The organism is Micromonospora sp. NPDC006431 (assembly GCF_042870725.1).
Taxonomy (GTDB): domain Bacteria; phylum Actinomycetota; class Actinomycetes; order Mycobacteriales; family Micromonosporaceae; genus Micromonospora.
Genome location: NZ_JBIAHQ010000017.1, coordinates 14,411 through 30,328 on the forward strand (window position 1 = coordinate 14,411; position 15,918 = coordinate 30,328).

Below are 15,918 nucleotides of genomic sequence, written 5' to 3' on the forward strand. Positions count from 1 at the left end.
GCATACGGAACCAAGGAGCACGGACATGGCTGACACTCTGCTGTCGATCGAGAACCTCTCGATCCGCATCGACACGTCCCGCGGCCCGATCCACCCGGTCCGGGGCCTCGACCTGACCATCGCACGCGGCGAGATGGTCGGGCTGGTCGGCGAATCGGGCTCGGGTAAGAGCGTCACCGCCATGTCGATCACGGGATTGCTGCCGGCGCGGCAGGCGCACATCATCGGTGGGCACATCCGCTTCGACGGCCGCGACCTCGCCGCACTGTCGGACCGGCAGATGCGCGGGATCCGCGGCAAGGACATCGCGACGATCTTCCAGGAGCCGATGACCGCGCTCAACCCGGTCTTCACGATCCGCGACCAGCTCACCGAGCCGTTGCGCCAGCACCTGCGCCTAGGCCGACGGCAGGCGGCCGACCGAGCGGGGCAACTGCTCGACATGGTGGGGATCCGCAAGACCGCACGCGTCCTGGCGGGCTACCCGCACGAGCTGTCCGGCGGGATGCGCCAGCGCGTCATGATCGCCATGGCCATGGCATGCGAGCCCAAGCTGCTCATCGCCGACGAGCCGACGACGGCGCTCGACGTGACGACCCAGCTGCAGATCCTCGACCTCATCATGGACCTGCAGGAGCAGCACGGGACGGCGGTCCTGCTCATCACGCACGACCTCGGTGTCGTCGCCCAGACCTGCCAGCGGGTCGCCGTGATGTACGGCGGTGAGCTGCAGGAGACGGCGCCGACGGAGCAGCTCTTCGCCGCGCCGCAGGCCGAATACACGAAGCGGCTGCTCAGCTTCATCCCCTCCGCCAACGAGCACGTCATCGAGGCGGTCGAGGCGCTTGCCGAGGGAAGCACGGCGCGCGACGGCTCCGGGCGGGTTCGAGTCGAGGCACGCACGGACGCGCCCACCGAGGCACCGGATGACGACGCGCCGGTGCTGCTCGAGGTCACCGACCTGACGAAGGTCTTCACCGGGCGACGCCGCCGTCTGGGACGTCCGGCCGACACCATCACGGCGGTCGACGGCGTGTCCTTCCGGGTCCGCCGTGGCCGCACGCTCGCCATCGTGGGCGAGTCCGGTTCGGGCAAGTCGACAACCGGTCGGGCCCTGCTGCGCCTACATGAGCCGACGTCGGGGACGGTGACCTTCAACGGGGCCGACCTCCTCGGGGCCGGTGACGACGAGTTGCGTCGCCTCCGCTCCCAGATGCAAATCGTCTTCCAGGACACGTACGCCTCGCTCGACCCACGGTGGACCATCCACCGGGCACTCGCCGAGCCGTTGCGGTTGCACACGGACCTCGACGACGCGGCGATCCGCGCCCGCATCGTCGAGGTCCTCGAGACGGTCGGCCTGGGGGAGGAACACATCGACCGCTTTCCGCACGAGTTCTCCGGGGGTCAGCGCCAGCGGATCGGCATCGCGCGGGCCCTCATTCTCAACCCGAGCCTCGTCGTCTGCGACGAGCCCGTATCGGCACTCGACGTGTCGGTGCAGGCCCAGGTGCTCGACCTCATGAAGCAACTGCAGCGAGACCTCGGACTCACCTACGTCTTCATCTCGCACGACCTGTCCGTCGTCGAGATGATGGCCGACGAGATCGTCGTCATGAGCCAGGGCCGCGTCGTCGAGCAGGGCACCGTCGAGCAGATCTTCACGGCGCCTCAGCACCCCTACACCAAGGCGCTCCTCGCCGCGATCCCGATCGCCGACCCCGACGCGCGGGTCGACCGCGCCGTGCGACGGCGCATCGTCGAGCGTGGCGTCGCGGCCGCGGACCTGCCCGAGAAGGCGGTGGCGTGATGCACGTGCCGGCTGTGGGCCGGGCGAACCACGTGAGGCCGACACTCGGTCTCGTCACGATCGGCCAGGCGCCCCGCACCGACCTCATCCCCGATGTCGAGGCCGCCCTCTCCGGCGTCGACTGGGTCGAACACGGCGCGCTGGACCTCCTCGACGCGGACGGCATCGCCCGGCTCGCGCCGCGTGCCGGGGAGCGCACCCTCGTTTCCCGCCTGCGGGACGGTTCGCGCGTCCGCCTCGGCGCGACGAGCATCGCCCCAGCACTCGACGACGCCATCCGACGTTGCGTAGCCGATCGGTGCGGGGTCGTCGTCGTGCTGTGCACCGGCCGCGTCGAGCACGGCCCGACGTCGGTGCCGGTGCTCCACGCGGAGGACCTCGCCCACGAGCTCATGGAGCAGCTCGTCGGCGAGGGCCGTCTGGGCGTGCTGTGCCCCGTGCCAGAGCAGTTGACGGACATCCGGGAACGGTGGGAAGGGCGCCTGGGCCGCTCGGTCATCGCGGCGGCCGTAGACCCCTACACGGCTGGACTCGACGAGGTAGCGGCCGCCGGACGGCGGGTCACCGCGGGTGGAGCCGACGTGGTCTTTCTCGACTGCATCGGCTACACGGGCGAGCAGCGGGAAGTGCTTGCCGCCAAGGGCATCCGAGCCGAGACCGCCCGCCACCTCGCGGTGACGGGCGCGGTGGAGCTCCTGTCTTCCGCCTCGTACGCTGACCATGAACGTTCACCGGGTTGGTGAGCGGGGAGTTCCGCATTGAGGCGGTCCGGCCAGTCGGCAAGACCGCCCGCCAGGAGCGCATCCCGCCAGTCCGGTGCCGGGCGGGCACAATGGGACAGTGTCAGATCTCTCCGAACCGCTTGGCTACCGCCTAATCACCGGACCCGATGATGCGGCATTCTGCGCCCGCGTCAGCGGCCTGCTCGACCAGGGCTACCAGCTGCATGGGTCGCCGGCGCTGACCTTCAACGGTGAACGCGTCATCGCCGCTCAAGCGTTGGTGCTGCCGCACCGCGTTCGCCCTGATACGTCCGAGGGCAGCGCCAGATAGCGACACACGCTCGCAGCGCGCGGCGGCGCCGGCGCGTCCGTCACCACCGGTAGCCGTCGACCCAGGCGCGTACGGGTGCGAAAACGCCTGCATGCCCTCCACGCTCCCAGTAGTGGTCCGCCCCGGGGCCGGTCCTCTCGAGTTCGTACGTGTCGGGACCTATCGGGAGCCGGCAGCGTCGAGTGCGGCGGAGATGGGCTCGAGGTCCCCGATGAGCTGGTCGAGTTCGCTCGGCTCCAGGTTGTCGTACGCCGGTGCGGCGAGGTCGTCGGTGAGCGATTCGATCCGCTCCTTGGTCTCCCGGCCGTCGTCACTGAGCCAGCCTGAGGCGTCGATGAGGCCGCGGGCACGCATCCCGTCCACAACCGCCGCCAGCCGGGCCGCGGGGAGGTGGTGGACCCTGCCGAACTTCTCCGCGGGGATCCCCTCGGAGAGCGCGTGAAGCACATGGGCCTCCGTCCCGCCGATGCCCGCGGCGACCAGGGCGGCGACGTGACCGTCCCCGCGGTGCTCACGGAGCAGGGTGGCCGCGTGCCAGAGCCGGGCCACGGGCTCCTCGGGTACGGGGAGCACCCGGAGTCCGGCGTACATGATCCGTCCCTCCACCGGGGCGCTGGTCGCCGCCCTGGTGGCGAGGTCGGCGGCACGCGCGAGACCGGGGGCGTCGGCGAGATCGCCGAGGATCCGCCTCAGCGCCGCGACGCTGCCCTTCTCGCGAGCGGCGAGCGCCATCTCGGGAGTGGCCGTATCCCAGACGCGGGGAATGTGGCGGGCGACCTCGCCGTCGGCGAAGTTGTAGAAGATCGCATGGACCACCTCGGCCGGGACCCGGCCCAGCGGTGCGGCTCGTCCGGCGAAGTAGCCGTCCCAATAGTTCCGGTGGCCGAGTGCCATGAGCGCATCGGTCGGCTCGTCGGCGAAGTAGGTGACCAGGTGGATCGGCTCCACAAGCCGGTACAGGCGGCGGGCGGTGGGCTCCATGGCCGCGACGATAGCGGCCCTCGATGGCGAGGCGAGGCGCTCACGCCCCACCGGAACTCGGACGAGCCCGACTGGCCAGCCGCGCCCACCCGCTCCACATCCGCATTACCGCCGACCGCGCGCCGCCAGCCGCTGCCGCCCGACTCTGCAGATGAGCGGATACCCGGGCAACGGTTTGCCAACGCCTCGTCCCGGCGGCCGTCCCGGATTGCGGCAAAGCCCAGTGCGTCGGGGCCTCCCTCGTATGGTGGTGGGGTGACTGAGCGATCCCTGACCTTGATGGCGGTGCATGCGCATCCCGACGACGAGGCGACGAGCACGGGCGGCATCCTCGCCCGGTATGCGGCGGAGGGAATTACGACAGTGCTCGTGACCTGCACGGATGGGCGGTGCGGCGACGGGCCCGGTGGGGTCAAGCCGGGCGACCCGGGGCATGACCCGCAGGCCGTGGTGGCGATGCGCCGCGCCGAGTTGACGGCCAGCTGCGAGGCGTTGAAGGTCACGCACCTGGAGACCCTCGGCTATGCCGACTCCGGAATGATGGGTTGGGCGGCCAACGACGCGCCCGGCGCGTTCTGGAACACCCCGGTGGGGGAGGCGGCCGACCGGCTGGCCGAGTTGATCCAGCGCTATCGGCCCGACGTCGTCGTCACCTATGACGAGAACGGCTTCTACGGCCACCCGGACCACATCCAGGCCCACCGCATCACCATGGCCGCGGTCGAGCGTACGGGCATCCCCGCAAAGGTGTACTGGACCACGGTGCCGCGCGGCGCGTTCCAGGAGTTCGGCCGCGTCATGAAGGAGATCGGCGTCGAGTTTCCGGAGCCGGAGGGACCGTCGGGGGAGATGCCGGCGCTCGGCCTGCCGGACGACGAGATCACCACTTGGGTGGACACGAGCGCCTACGGCGGGCAGAAGTTCGAATCCTTGGTCGCACACGCCAGCCAAGCCGAGAACATCTTCTTCCTGCAACTCGGTCAGGAGCGGTTCACCGACCTCATGGGCGTGGAGACCTTCGTCCGGGTCCGCGACACCACCGGTGCGCCGACGCCGGAGGACGACCTGTTCGCCGGGCTACGCTGACCGGCACCGAGTGGGCGGTCGGGCCGGTCCTGGTGCCGGCAGTGCCATCACCCAAGGGCGGCTTCGGCCCGTTCGCGCGAGCGGCAGCGGCGAGGACAAGGGCTGACTGCTCCGCCAGCGCCCCGGTCGCCTCCCCGAGCGAGTCGTTCACGCCCGCTGCCGGCGGTGGGGCCGTCGCTGCCCGTGCTGGCACGGCCACCGCAGCGGGTATCATGCATCAGGCTCAGGGGAGTTCGGGCAGTGGTCTAGAGGAAGTTTGGGAGCTATGTCGGCGGCGCAGAGGGCATCCGCTGGGGTCGCCGAAAACGACGTCTCGAAGAAGGACGTGATCGTCCAGAGGCTTCGTGAGGAGATCGTGTCCGGGGCTATCGCGCCGGGGGAGAAGCTCTCAGAGGCGCGCCTCGCCGAGCGGTTCGGGGTCAGTCGGATGCCGGTGCGTGAGGCGTTCAAGGAGCTCGAAGGTGCCGGGTTTGTGTCGATTGAGCGGCGCCGTGGCACTTTCGTCAAGAGCCTTAGCCGGCACGAGATCCTCGATCTCTTCGAGGTGCGTGAGGCGGTGGAGGGGATGACCGCCCGGCTGTGCGCGAACCGCGCCAACAACGAGCTCATCGCGCGGATCGACGAGGTGATGGCGTCGATGCAGGACTGCGTCGAGGCTGGCGACACCGACGGCTACAGCGCCGTGGACGCGCGGTTGCACGAACTCATTACCGAGGGTGCTGGCAATGAACGGTTGAGCGACCATTACCGGTTGCTGGTCCAGCATCTGAACCGCGGCCTGCTGTCGTCGATCGTGACCAGGCGAGAGGGGCGGATGCGGCGGTCGCTCGCGGAGCACCGCGCTGTGGTGTACGCCATCCGCGCGCGGAATGCCGATGCGGCGGAGGAGGCCATGCGTGCCCACGTGCAGCAGGGCCGCCTCGAACTTCAGGACGAGGTCACGGCGAAGTTCGGTCGCTGACCGGTCCGGCGCTTTCGCGCTCGACCTCGACGGCGAGGAGAGGCGCGTCGCCGGACTTGAGCAGCGGTCCGACCCCGCCATCCCGTATGTGAGCCCAGCCCGGCACCGGCACGCAGCCGTTGATCGCGGGTCCGGGTCGGCACGTGCGCGCAGTCTTGCCGTCCTCGGCCGGTGAGGCCCTAGCCGGCCTGGCTGGCCCTTGCATCCACCGCCGTTCCTGTGCCGACGCTGAGTCGGCCTGGCCTGCGGCACGTCATCCGGAGTTCGGGTCGGGTCAACCTCTTGACAACTGGTATGGCAGATCAGCAGTATCTGGTGCACGTTACCGCGCTCCCGCAGTCTAGGCGCTTGCATCTGCCATACCAGTTTTCTTCACCGGTCCGTTTCACCCCCTGTTACCTGCACGGGCAGCAGCCGACGAAAGGGCTCGCATGCGTACCAAGATCGCGATCGTGTCAGCCGTTACCGCCATACCCCTCGCACTCTCGGCGTGTGGGGCCTCGGGCGACGGAGCGGCTGCCGACGGGACCAAGAACATCGGTTTCATCTCCCAGGCCCCCCGCAACGACGGCGGGTTCACCCAGTTCGGCCTGGCCGGCGTGAACGCGGCGGTCGAAGCTGACAAGAACCTCAAGCTGTCCTCCATCGTCGACAACGCCGCCAACTCACAGGAGCAGATCCAGGGCTTGGAGTCGCTGGCGGCGAAGAACCAGATCGTGGTCGCCGACGGCGCCTCGTTCAACAAGGCCGTCGCGGTCGTGGCGCCGAAGTATCCGAAGGTGCACTTCATCCTGGTAGCCGCCGACCTCGACGCCTACGCCGAGAACGTGACCTCGGTCAGCGCCGCCGTTGGCTACAACGCCATCGTGGTCGGGGCCGTCGCTTCGGCCCATTCCCGGACCAAGAAACTCGGGATGATCGCCGGCCTCCAGGTTCCCGCGTCGGGCGCGTGGTATTACGGCATGGCTCAAGGCGCCGCGCTGGAAAATCCGAACACCAAGGTCGTGCAGACCTACACCGGCGACTACAACGATGTCGGCAAGGCCAAGCAGGCCGCCGAGGCAATGATCGCCAGTGGCGTGGACTCGATCCTCTCCGACCTCGACAGTGGCTCCGGGGGCGTCTACCAGGCCGTCGGCGGGTCCGCCAGCCCCGCCGACGTGTACGACGTTTTCGCCCTGCACTGCGACTCGAGTCCCCACATCATCGGCTCCGGCGTAGTGAGCTGGTCCGACATCCTGAAGAACGCTGTCTCCGACGCCGCTGCTGGCAAGCTGCCGGCCGGCGCCATCAGCTACGGCCTGGGCACCGGCGCGCTGCGATTCGAGTTCTGTCCGGGCAAGGGGACGGCGGAGGAGAAGGGGCTCGTCGAGAAGATCACCAAGGACATCACCGACGGCAAGATCGTCGCCGACAAGGGTGTTCTCCTCCCCAAGCCGGCCTACCACTTCGAGCAGCGCTAGGCCGCCGTCGATGAAGACTCGTCCCGATTCCGGCCCCGCCCGCCGCGGCACGGGCACCGGAGCTCCCGCTCTCCGGCTCACCGGAGTGACCAAGAGGTTCGGCTCCTTCGTCGCCAACGACGCCGTTGACCTCGACATCGCCTGGGGTGAGATCCACGCCCTCCTCGGCGAGAACGGTGCGGGCAAGACCACGCTCATGCGGATCGTCACCGGCCTCTACACCCCCGACGAGGGTGGCATCGAGCTCGACGGAGAGCCGGTGCGTTTCCGCAAGCCCGAGCATGCCTTGCGGGCCGGAATCGGGATGGTCCACCAGCATTTCACGCTGGTACCGACACTGACCGAGCTGGAGAACCTCGCTATCGCACCAGCCGCCGTTCCATGGCACAACGGTCTGACCGAGGCGCGCCGCCGGTCGCAGGAGGTGGCTACGGCAACCGGGCTGCGGATCACGCCCGACCGGCTGGTCGCCGACGCGTCGGTGGGGGAGCGGCAGCGGCTGGAGATTGTCAAGTTGCTGTGCCGCGGTGCGCGGATCCTAATCTTCGACGAGCCGAGTGCCGCGCTGAGCCCGGGTGAGTGGGACGAACTCGCCAACCTGATGCGGCGGCTTGCCGCCGACGGTCATGCGGTCATCCTGATCTCGCACAAGCTGTCGGAGGTTTTCAGCGTCGCGGATCGGTACACGGTGCTGCGCCGCGGCGCGGTGAGCGGTTCGGGAACCATCGCGGAGGCAACCCCCGACCACCTGGTGACCCTGATGGTCGGTGATCGAATGGCCGACCGCCCGCCGCTTCCCGCCGGCACGCCGGGTCCCGCCGTCCTCACCATCCGCGGTCTCGACGTCGCTCGGGACCACAATCAGCCGGCCGGCCCGAAGGCGCTCCAGGGCATCGACCTCGAGGTGCGACGGGGCGAGATCCTGGGAGTCGCCGGGGTCGCCGGTAGTGGTCAGTCCGAGCTCGTCGAGGTGCTCATGGGCATCCGGCCGGCGCTGTCGGGCGCCATCGAGCTGGCGGGGCGGCCCTTCACCCATCGGTCGCCGCGGAGCTTCTTCCGAGCCGGCGGTGCGGTGATTCCGGAGGACCGGCACCACGCGGCGATCGTCCCCGGGATGACCCTCTGGGAGAACATCACCCTACGGTCGCTGCGCTCCGCGCCGTTGAACAGGCAGGGATTGCTCGACGTCCGGGCGGCGTCCGCCGAGGCGCGTCGGCTGATGCACGAGTTCGACGTACGCGCCGACAGCGAGAACCTGCCGATCGGGCGGCTCTCCGGCGGGAACCAGCAGAAGGCCGTCCTCGCCCGGGAACTGTCGGGGAATCCGGCCCTGCTGATCGCCGCACAGCCCGTGCGCGGTCTCGACGTCCGGGCGGCGGACTTCGTCTACCGGAGCCTCGTCGCGCACCGCGAACGCGGCGGTGCTGTGCTGCTGATCTCGATGGACCTCGACGAGGTCATCTCGATGTCCGACCGGATCGCGGTGCTCGCTCACGGACGCATCCAGGGCGTCGTCGACGCCGCGAAGGCCACCCGCGCCAACCTCGGCGCCCTCATGACGTCGTCCGGAGAGGCCCTCTGATGCTGTCGAAAGACCTGATCATGCGGTTGCTCGTGCAGGTGGGAGTGGCCTTGGCGGCACTGGCCGTCGGCGCGCTCCTGCTGGTGGCGATCGGGGTGGCGCCGCCCGACGCGCTCCACGCCTTCTGGAGCGGCACCTTCGGGACGCCGACCAACGCCGGCACGACCCTCACCCAGGCCGTGCCGCTGCTCCTGGTCGCGCTCGGCTGGATCCTGACCACCCGGGCCGGACGCCTGCACGTCGGTTTTCCCGGTCAGATCCTCGCCGGTGGATCCCTGGCCACGGCCGTCGGGCTGCAGTGCGGTAGCCTGCCCGGCCCGGTCGCGGTGGTGCTCACCGCCATCGCCGGCATCGTCGGCGGCGTCCTCTGGGCAGGCCTGACCGCCTGGTTGTGGGCCTCGCGCGGGGTACTTGAGATCGTCTCGTCGCTCCTGCTCAACCTGGTCGCGATCCAGGTCGCGGACTGGTTGGTCCGGGGACCGCTGCAGGGCTCCCTGGACGGTCAACCGCAGTCGGCGAACTTCCCGGCCGCCGCACTGTGGCCGAGCGTCGAGTCGATCCCTGGCCGCACCCTCTCGTACGACGTGGTGCTCCTCCCGGTGTGCGCGATCGCCGTGGTGCTGTTGCTGTCCCGCACCGCGTTCGGCTTCCGCCTGCGGGTAGCCGGCGGCAACCAGGAGGCCGCTCGGTGGTCCGGCATCGATCCGGTCCGCGAAGGGGTCGCGGCCATCGTGATCTCCGGTGGGTTCGCCGGTCTCGCGGGCGCCGCGCTGCTCTTCGCCGGTTCCGCGCCCTGGATGAGCGACGGATTCGAAGCCGGCGTCGGCTTCAACGGCATCGCCGTCGCCCTGCTGGCACGCAACTCACCAGTCGGCGCGGTCGCCACCGCCGTCGTGTTCTCCGCGCTGAACGTCGGTGGGACCGCCATGCAGGCCCAGTTGGACGTGCCGTCCTCGCTGGCCTCGGTTCTCCAGGGCGCCGTCATCGTGCTGGTCCTGGTGGCGGCCGTCGTCCTGCGCGGCCGCACGAGGGCGCCGTCCGCGGCCAAGCCCGCCCCCGCCCGGCGACGCTCCGGCGTCGTCGCCCACAGCGGTGCCCGGACCGAGGAGGCCTGAGATGGGTATCTTCGACGTCGCGTTCCTCGTCTCGGCGATCACGATCGCCGCCCCGATCCTGCTCGCCGCCACCGGGGAACTCGTCTCCGAGCGAGCCGGCGTACTGAACGTCGGGCTCGAAGGCGTGCTGCTCGTCGGCGCCTTCGGCGGCTACCTCGTGATGGCCGGCACCGGGAACATCGCGGTCGGCTTCCTCGGCGGCATCGTCGGCGGCCTGCTCTTCGGGGCGCTGATGGGCGTGCTCGCGATCGAGACCAAGGTCGACCAGATCGTCTCCGGCATCGCGCTGACCCTGCTCGGCTACGGCCTGACGGCGTTCCTCAACGACGACGTCTTCAGCAAGCCGCGCGCCTTCGAGCCGCTGCCCCGACTCGCGATCCCGGTGCTGTCGGACGTGCCCGTCCTCGGGCCCGCCCTGTTCACCCAGGACGCCTTCATCTACGCCACGGCCGTCATCGTCGTCCTCGTGGCCCTGGCACTGACTTGGACGACCTGGGGCATCAACCTGAAGGCGACCGGTGAGAGCCCGGTATCCGTCGACGCTGCCGGCGTCAGCGTCCGCGGGCTGCGCTGGGCCGGCGTCCTCTTCTCGGGCGCCTGCGCCGGAGCGGCGGGCGCGTACATCTCCATCGGTGACGTCGGTGTCTTCCGCGAGGCCATGACCGGCGGGCGTGGCTATCTGGCGATTGCCGCGGTCCTGTTCGGCGGCTGGCGGCTGAGCGGGCTGGGCCTTGCCGTCGCGATCTTCGCGGTCACCGATGCCACCCAGTTGCGGCTGCAGGCCGTCGGCGACATCCCTCGTGAGGTATGGGTCGCCGCGGCCCTACTCATCCTGGTGGCTCTCGGCACCCGGCGCGTCCGGCGGGCGGCGGCCACCTCCCGCCTCGACCGGCGGCGGGTCAGCGCTGCCGGGCTTGCCGGCTCGGCCGCGGTCGCGGTGCTGGTCGTGCTCGCCATTGTCCGACCGGCCGTGACGTTGCCGGTGTCCCTGTGGCTCGCCATGCCGTACGTGTTGGCGCTCGTTGCCCTCGCCGCCGAGGGCAAACGGCGGCACAAGGCACCAGAGGCGCTCGCCGTTCCTTATCTGCGAAGTGAGGTCTGACTTTGATCACCGACGTGCACACGCACTTCTGGACCCGGGAGCACCAGCGCTCTCCCTGGACGGACGGGCTGGGACGGGTCTCGAAGACGCTGGCCTCCGACGAGATCGACCTGGTCACGGTGGAGTCCTACCGCCGGGGCGTCGCGCCCGCCGAGCGGACGATCGTCTTCGGACTCCAGGCGCAGGCCTCCGGGATCATGGTCCCCAACGACGCCGTCGCCGCATTCGTACGAGAAGTCGGCGGTCAGACCGTCGGCTTCATGTCGGTCGATCCGACCCGCCATGACGCGGTCGACGAGGTGGAGCGCTGCCACGCGGAACTTGGGCTGGTCGGCATCAAGATGGGGCCGATCTACCAGGGAACCTCACCGCTGCACCCCATGACTATGCGGGTCTTCAAGACCGCGGAGCGGCTCGGCCTGCCCGTGATGATCCACCAAGGCGCGATCTTCGCGAACGCCGGCCGACTGCCCGACGCCAACCCGCTGCTGCTCGACGACGTGGCGTGCACCTTTCCCGACCTGCGGATCGTGGTCGCACACATGGGCCACCCGTGGATCTACGAGACCGTCGTCGTGATGCGCCGGCACCCCAACGTCTTTGCCGACACATCCGCGATCGCGAGCCGTCCGACGGTGCTGGCGAACGCCTTCTCGGCCGCCAAGGAGTACGGCGTCCTGTCCAAGGTGCTCTTCGGTAGCGACTCGCCGATGGTGGCCGCGGCCAGCGCCGCCGCCGCCCTCGAACGGGTCGTCGCGCGGATGCGGCAGATCGCGCACACGCCCATCACCGACGAGGAACTGCAGGGGATCCTGCACCGCCCCTCGTTCGACCTGCTCGGCATCGAGGCACCCGCAGTGCCCCCGCCGAGTCTGCCGACCGAGCTGACCCGAACTGCCTGCTGACCGTCCCACGGAGAAAGCCATGACGACGAACCAGACCACGAATCCGTCGGTGTTCCTGGACGCCACGGCCGTACTCGACGGCCCGCTTCCCGTCGAGATCTCGATGGAGCCGATCCTTCAAGGGGCGCCCTTCGCATACGAGAGAGTCCTGTACGACGCTGCCGGCGCATTCTTCGCCGTCTGGGCGTGCGACGCCGGGGTCTATCCCCGGGTGAAGGACAAGCGGGGCTCGTTCATGTACATCATTTCCGGCGAGGCCACCATCACGGACGAGGACGGCACCTCCCACGAGCTGACCGCCGGCAGCGTGATCGTGCTGCCGTACGGCTGGGTCGGCGCCTGGGACATCCGCGAGACCATCCGGAAGGTCTACCTGCACACGACCCCGGTGCCGCCGTACCGCGCGGGGGTGCAGCCGTCCGCCTTCCTGGCCGCGGCCGACGTGCTCGAGCGCGACCTGCAGCTCTCGGAGCCGGCGGGAGGGGCCTCCTGGGCGCCGCCGGTCGCCGAGACCGTCGTGTTCGACGGGCCCGACGGCCGGTGCGCCGTCCAGGAGCGCGGACCGGGGGTGTTCCGGCGAGCGGCGGCCGAGGGGGCCTCCTACCTGTACGTCATCTCCGGCGAGGCAACCGTCACCGATGCGGACGGCACCACGCACGAGCTGACCGCCGGCAGCGCCGTCGCCCTGCCGGACGGCTGGGCCGGCACCTGGGACATCCGCACCCCGATCCGCACAGTCCACGTCGACACCGCATCGATCGCCGACAAGTGATCATGACAGGAGAAACTGTGATCAACGACGACCCCTACGCAGCCGTGACCCCGGCACCGCCGCTGCGGGTGTTCAGCAACGACCTCGTCGACGGCACGGAAATGCCGCTGACCTACCGCGACCCGGACATCGGCGGCATCAACACCTCACCCCACCTGGCCTGGTCGGACTTCCCGGCCGAAACCAAGAGCTTCGCGATCACCTGTTACGACCCGGACGCTCCCACCGGGGTCGGTTTCATGCACTGGGCCGTCGCGAACATTCCCGCCTCCGTGACCTCGCTGCCCGCCGGCGCCGGCGGGCCGGACGGGCCGATGCCGGCGGGATCCCTCACCCTCCCCAACGACCTGCGGATGCGCCAGTACATCGGCCCCAACCCGCCGCCGGGCTCGGGCCGCCACCGCTACGTGTTCATCGTCCACGCGGTCGACGTCCCCGCGCTCGAGATCGATCCCGAGCTGACCCCGGTCGTCCTGGGCTTCAACCTGCACTTTCACACGTTGGCGCGAGGGAGCATGACCGTGTGGGTGGACGCGGCGGGGTGACGGTGACGTGATCGCTCAGCAGCCATCTGTCCGTTTCGTGGAGGCACTGAAATGACAGGAACTCTCTCGGCCGGCCCCACCAGCCGCTCCCGGCGTGCCGAGGTCGCGGGCGCCGGATTCGCCGGTCTCACCATGAGCATCGCGCTCGCCCGGCGTGGCTGGACCGTACGTCTGCACGAGCAGAACGACCAGGTGCGCGACTTCGGCGCCGGCATCCTGCTGTGGCGCAACGCGATGCTGGCCCTCGAAGTCATCGGAGTGGCTGGGACAATCCGGGCGAACGGCGTGCGACCCGGCACCTACGACACCAACCTGAACGGCGAGTCGGTCTCCTCGGAGTTGGCCGGCTACCCCTACTGGGCGATAACCCGGCCGAAGCTGCACGCGCTGCTCGTCTCTGCTGCCCGTGAGGCCGGGGTCGAGATCGTCACCGATTCCCGGGCGGTCGGCGCCGACCCGGCGGGCGCCCTGCTCCTGGCGGACGGGAGCCGGCTGGCGGCCGACCTGGTGATCGGCGCCGACGGCGCCGGATCGGCGGTACGCAACTCGCTGGGCGAGTTCACCCAGGAACGCAAGAAGTACCAGGACGGCGTCTGCCGGGTCCTGATCCCGCGTCCGGCGGAGTTCCAGGGCCCCGAGTGGGACCGGGTCATCGACTTCTGGACCCTGGAGCCGGACCCGATGCGCATCCTGTTCATCCCCACCGGACCCGACACGATCTACATGGGCATGATGGCGACGACCACCAACGAACGCGCCTCGCGAATCCCGATCGACGTCGAGGTCTGGTCGAAGCGCTTCCCGCACCTGGCCACGGCCGTGGAGTTGGCGGGCAAGGCCGAGGGTGGCCGGCACGACAGCTACCAGACCAACCGGGTGACGCCGTGGTCGACCGGTCGGGCGGTGCTCGTCGGGGATGCCGCCCACGCCATGTGTCCCGCACTCGGGCAGGGCGCCAGCGTCGGCATCGTCAACGCGGTCGAACTCGCCCACACCCTCGATCAGTACGACGAGATCGGCGAGGCGCTCGCAGTGTGGGAGGAGCGCGAGCGGGCCATGACCGACGCCGCCCAGGCCCGCAGCGCCTACATGGCCGAGACCCGCAGGCTGGCCAAGGGCAACGGCTTCACCCCTGAGGTCATGGAGACGGCGAACTTCGTGCTTCCCGCGGTGACCCCCGAGATCGAGGCGGCCTACCCGGTGCCCGCGGTGAACCGGTCATGACGACCGGGCCGCACACGGTCGTCATCGGCGACGTCGAGATCACCCGAATCCAGGAGTACGCCGGCGCCAGCCCGGCGACCCCCGGCTTCCTGTTCCCCGAGAGCGACCCGGCGTACTGGCGGGACAACGCCGGATGGCTCGACCCGGACTTCTTCGACGCCGGTCGGGGACAGCTCCGCTCGGTGCTGCACACCTGGCTGGTCCGCAGCCAGGGGGCGGTGATCCTGCTCGACACCGGCGCCGGCAACGGCAAGGAACGCCCGTACGCCCCGGTCTACGCCCACCACGACACCGCGTACCTGGCGAACCTGGCCGCCGCGGGGATCGCACCGGAGGACGTGGACATCGTCATCAACACCCACCTTCACGTCGACCACGTCGGGTGGAACACCCGCCTGGAGGGCCGCGGCTGGGTTCCTACCTTCCCGAACGCGCGCTACCTCATCACGCAGGAGGACTTCGAGTTCTGGGACCCGGTGAAGAACCCGCGGCCGGCGGCCGACGGCAACCAGAACGTCTTCGAGGACAGCGTCGTCCCGGTACACCGCGCGGGACTCGTCGAGCTCTGGAGCGGCGAGCACCGGATCGATTCCGATCTCGTGTTGCAGGCCGCCCCCGGGCACACCCCCGGCTCCGCGGTGCTGCGGCTGGAGTCCGGGAACGCCGGCGCGCTCTTCGTCGGAGACATCATCCACTCACCCGTGCAGATAGCGAACCCGGACGTCAACAGCTGCTTCTGCGAAGACCCGACGCTGGCTCGGGCGTCCCGGCGCCGCCTCCTCGCCGAGGCCGCGGAGCGCTCGTTGCTGGTCTTTCCGGCCCACTTCGGCGGGCACTCCGCCTGTCACGTCGCCGCCGCCGACGGCGTGTTCGTCATCCGCGACTGGGCCGACCTGGCCCGGATCTGAACCACCGCTCGGAAGGAACCCACCACCGTGACTGACGACCTGTACGAGGCCGGCATGGCGATGCGCCGCCGGGTGCTCGGCGACGCCCACGTTGACGCGTCGCTGGCTGCCGCCACCGACTTCTCGATGGACCTGCAGGAGTACGTGACGAAGTACTGCTGGGGTGACATCTGGAACCGCCCCGGGCTCAGCCTGGAGGAGCGCAGCCTGATCAACCTCGCCATGATCACCGCCCTCAACCGGGGCCACGAGTTCAAGGCGCACGTCCGCGGTGCGCTGAACAACGGGGTCTCCCAGGAGAAGATCAAGGAGGTCCTCATGCAGACCGCCTTCTACTGTGGCGGGCCCGCCGCGTTGGAGAGTTTCCGCCTCGCAGCCGAGGTGTTCGCCGCTGTGGACGCCGAGTGACCG

General features: G+C 69.8%; 16 protein-coding genes. 15 read left to right on the forward strand and 1 reads right to left on the reverse strand.

What is annotated here, in order from left to right; genetic code table 11:
• Nucleotides 1–25 precede the first annotated feature (25 nt).
• The 3 genes from ACFYM6_RS25260 (at nucleotide 26) to ACFYM6_RS25270 (ending at nucleotide 2,863) form a co-directional block, all read left to right on the forward strand.
• A complete protein-coding gene (locus tag ACFYM6_RS25260; protein ID WP_387279299.1) occupies nucleotides 26–1,810 on the forward strand; it encodes an ABC transporter ATP-binding protein in 1,785 nt (594 codons plus the stop codon).
• A complete protein-coding gene (locus ACFYM6_RS25265) occupies nucleotides 1,810–2,553 on the forward strand; it encodes an AroM family protein (protein ID WP_387279553.1) in 744 nt (247 codons plus the stop codon). Before ACFYM6_RS25260 ends, ACFYM6_RS25265 begins: the two co-directional genes overlap by 1 nt.
• A gap of 97 nt (nucleotides 2,554–2,650) precedes the next feature.
• On the forward strand, nucleotides 2,651–2,863 hold the full coding sequence (locus tag ACFYM6_RS25270; RefSeq protein ID WP_387279301.1) for a DUF1737 domain-containing protein: 213 nt from the start codon (nucleotides 2,651–2,653) through the stop codon (nucleotides 2,861–2,863).
• A gap of 159 nt (nucleotides 2,864–3,022) precedes the next feature.
• Here the strand turns inward: ACFYM6_RS25270 and ACFYM6_RS25275 are convergent, their stop codons facing one another.
• On the reverse strand, nucleotides 3,023–3,844 hold the full coding sequence (locus ACFYM6_RS25275) for a MarR family transcriptional regulator (RefSeq protein WP_387279303.1): 822 nt from the start codon (nucleotides 3,842–3,844) through the stop codon (nucleotides 3,023–3,025).
• Between the two features lie 255 nt (nucleotides 3,845–4,099).
• Here ACFYM6_RS25275 and ACFYM6_RS25280 point away from each other — a divergent pair, with 255 nt between their 5' ends.
• The 12 genes from ACFYM6_RS25280 (at nucleotide 4,100) to ACFYM6_RS25335 (ending at nucleotide 15,915) form a co-directional block, all read left to right on the forward strand.
• Nucleotides 4,100–4,930, forward strand: coding sequence for a PIG-L family deacetylase (locus ACFYM6_RS25280; RefSeq protein ID WP_387279305.1), 831 nt, complete (start codon nucleotides 4,100–4,102; stop codon nucleotides 4,928–4,930).
• Nucleotides 4,931–5,195: 265 nt separating this feature from the next.
• On the forward strand, nucleotides 5,196–5,891 hold the full coding sequence (locus ACFYM6_RS25285; RefSeq protein WP_387279307.1) for a GntR family transcriptional regulator: 696 nt from the start codon (nucleotides 5,196–5,198) through the stop codon (nucleotides 5,889–5,891).
• Between the two features lie 431 nt (nucleotides 5,892–6,322).
• The gene (locus ACFYM6_RS25290) at nucleotides 6,323–7,354 is read left to right on the forward strand and encodes a BMP family protein (RefSeq protein ID WP_387279309.1); all 1,032 of its coding nucleotides are present in this window, start codon (nucleotides 6,323–6,325) and stop codon (nucleotides 7,352–7,354) included.
• An 85-nt stretch (nucleotides 7,355–7,439) separates the two neighbouring features.
• Entirely contained in the window at nucleotides 7,440–8,936 is a 1,497-nt protein-coding gene (locus tag ACFYM6_RS25295) for an ABC transporter ATP-binding protein (RefSeq protein ID WP_387279311.1), read from the forward strand.
• Nucleotides 8,936–10,051: an ABC transporter permease gene (locus ACFYM6_RS25300; protein WP_387279313.1), complete on the forward strand. Its 1,116-nt coding sequence runs from the start codon at nucleotides 8,936–8,938 to the stop codon at nucleotides 10,049–10,051. Before ACFYM6_RS25295 ends, ACFYM6_RS25300 begins: the two co-directional genes overlap by 1 nt.
• A 1-nt stretch (nucleotide 10,052) precedes the next feature.
• Nucleotides 10,053–11,153: an ABC transporter permease gene (locus tag ACFYM6_RS25305; protein ID WP_387279315.1), complete on the forward strand. Its 1,101-nt coding sequence runs from the start codon at nucleotides 10,053–10,055 to the stop codon at nucleotides 11,151–11,153.
• 2 nt (nucleotides 11,154–11,155) lie between these two features.
• Nucleotides 11,156–12,058, forward strand: a complete 903-nt coding sequence (locus ACFYM6_RS25310) for an amidohydrolase family protein (RefSeq protein WP_387279317.1) — start codon at nucleotides 11,156–11,158, stop codon at nucleotides 12,056–12,058.
• 19 nt (nucleotides 12,059–12,077) lie between these two features.
• Nucleotides 12,078–12,830: a cupin domain-containing protein gene (locus ACFYM6_RS25315; protein ID WP_387279319.1), complete on the forward strand. Its 753-nt coding sequence runs from the start codon at nucleotides 12,078–12,080 to the stop codon at nucleotides 12,828–12,830.
• A 2-nt stretch (nucleotides 12,831–12,832) separates the two neighbouring features.
• A complete protein-coding gene (locus ACFYM6_RS25320) occupies nucleotides 12,833–13,375 on the forward strand; it encodes a YbhB/YbcL family Raf kinase inhibitor-like protein (RefSeq protein ID WP_387279321.1) in 543 nt (180 codons plus the stop codon).
• Nucleotides 13,376–13,426: 51 nt separating this feature from the next.
• The gene (locus ACFYM6_RS25325; RefSeq protein ID WP_387279323.1) at nucleotides 13,427–14,599 is read left to right on the forward strand and encodes an FAD-dependent oxidoreductase; all 1,173 of its coding nucleotides are present in this window, start codon (nucleotides 13,427–13,429) and stop codon (nucleotides 14,597–14,599) included.
• Nucleotides 14,596–15,507 (forward strand): MBL fold metallo-hydrolase, encoded by a 912-nt coding sequence (locus ACFYM6_RS25330; protein WP_387279325.1) that lies wholly within the window; start codon nucleotides 14,596–14,598, stop codon nucleotides 15,505–15,507. The genes ACFYM6_RS25325 and ACFYM6_RS25330 overlap by 4 nt, the downstream gene beginning before the upstream one ends.
• A gap of 54 nt (nucleotides 15,508–15,561) precedes the next feature.
• Nucleotides 15,562–15,915, forward strand: a complete 354-nt coding sequence (locus ACFYM6_RS25335) for a carboxymuconolactone decarboxylase family protein (RefSeq protein WP_073838561.1) — start codon at nucleotides 15,562–15,564, stop codon at nucleotides 15,913–15,915.
• Nucleotides 15,916–15,918: the final 3 nt, after the last annotated feature.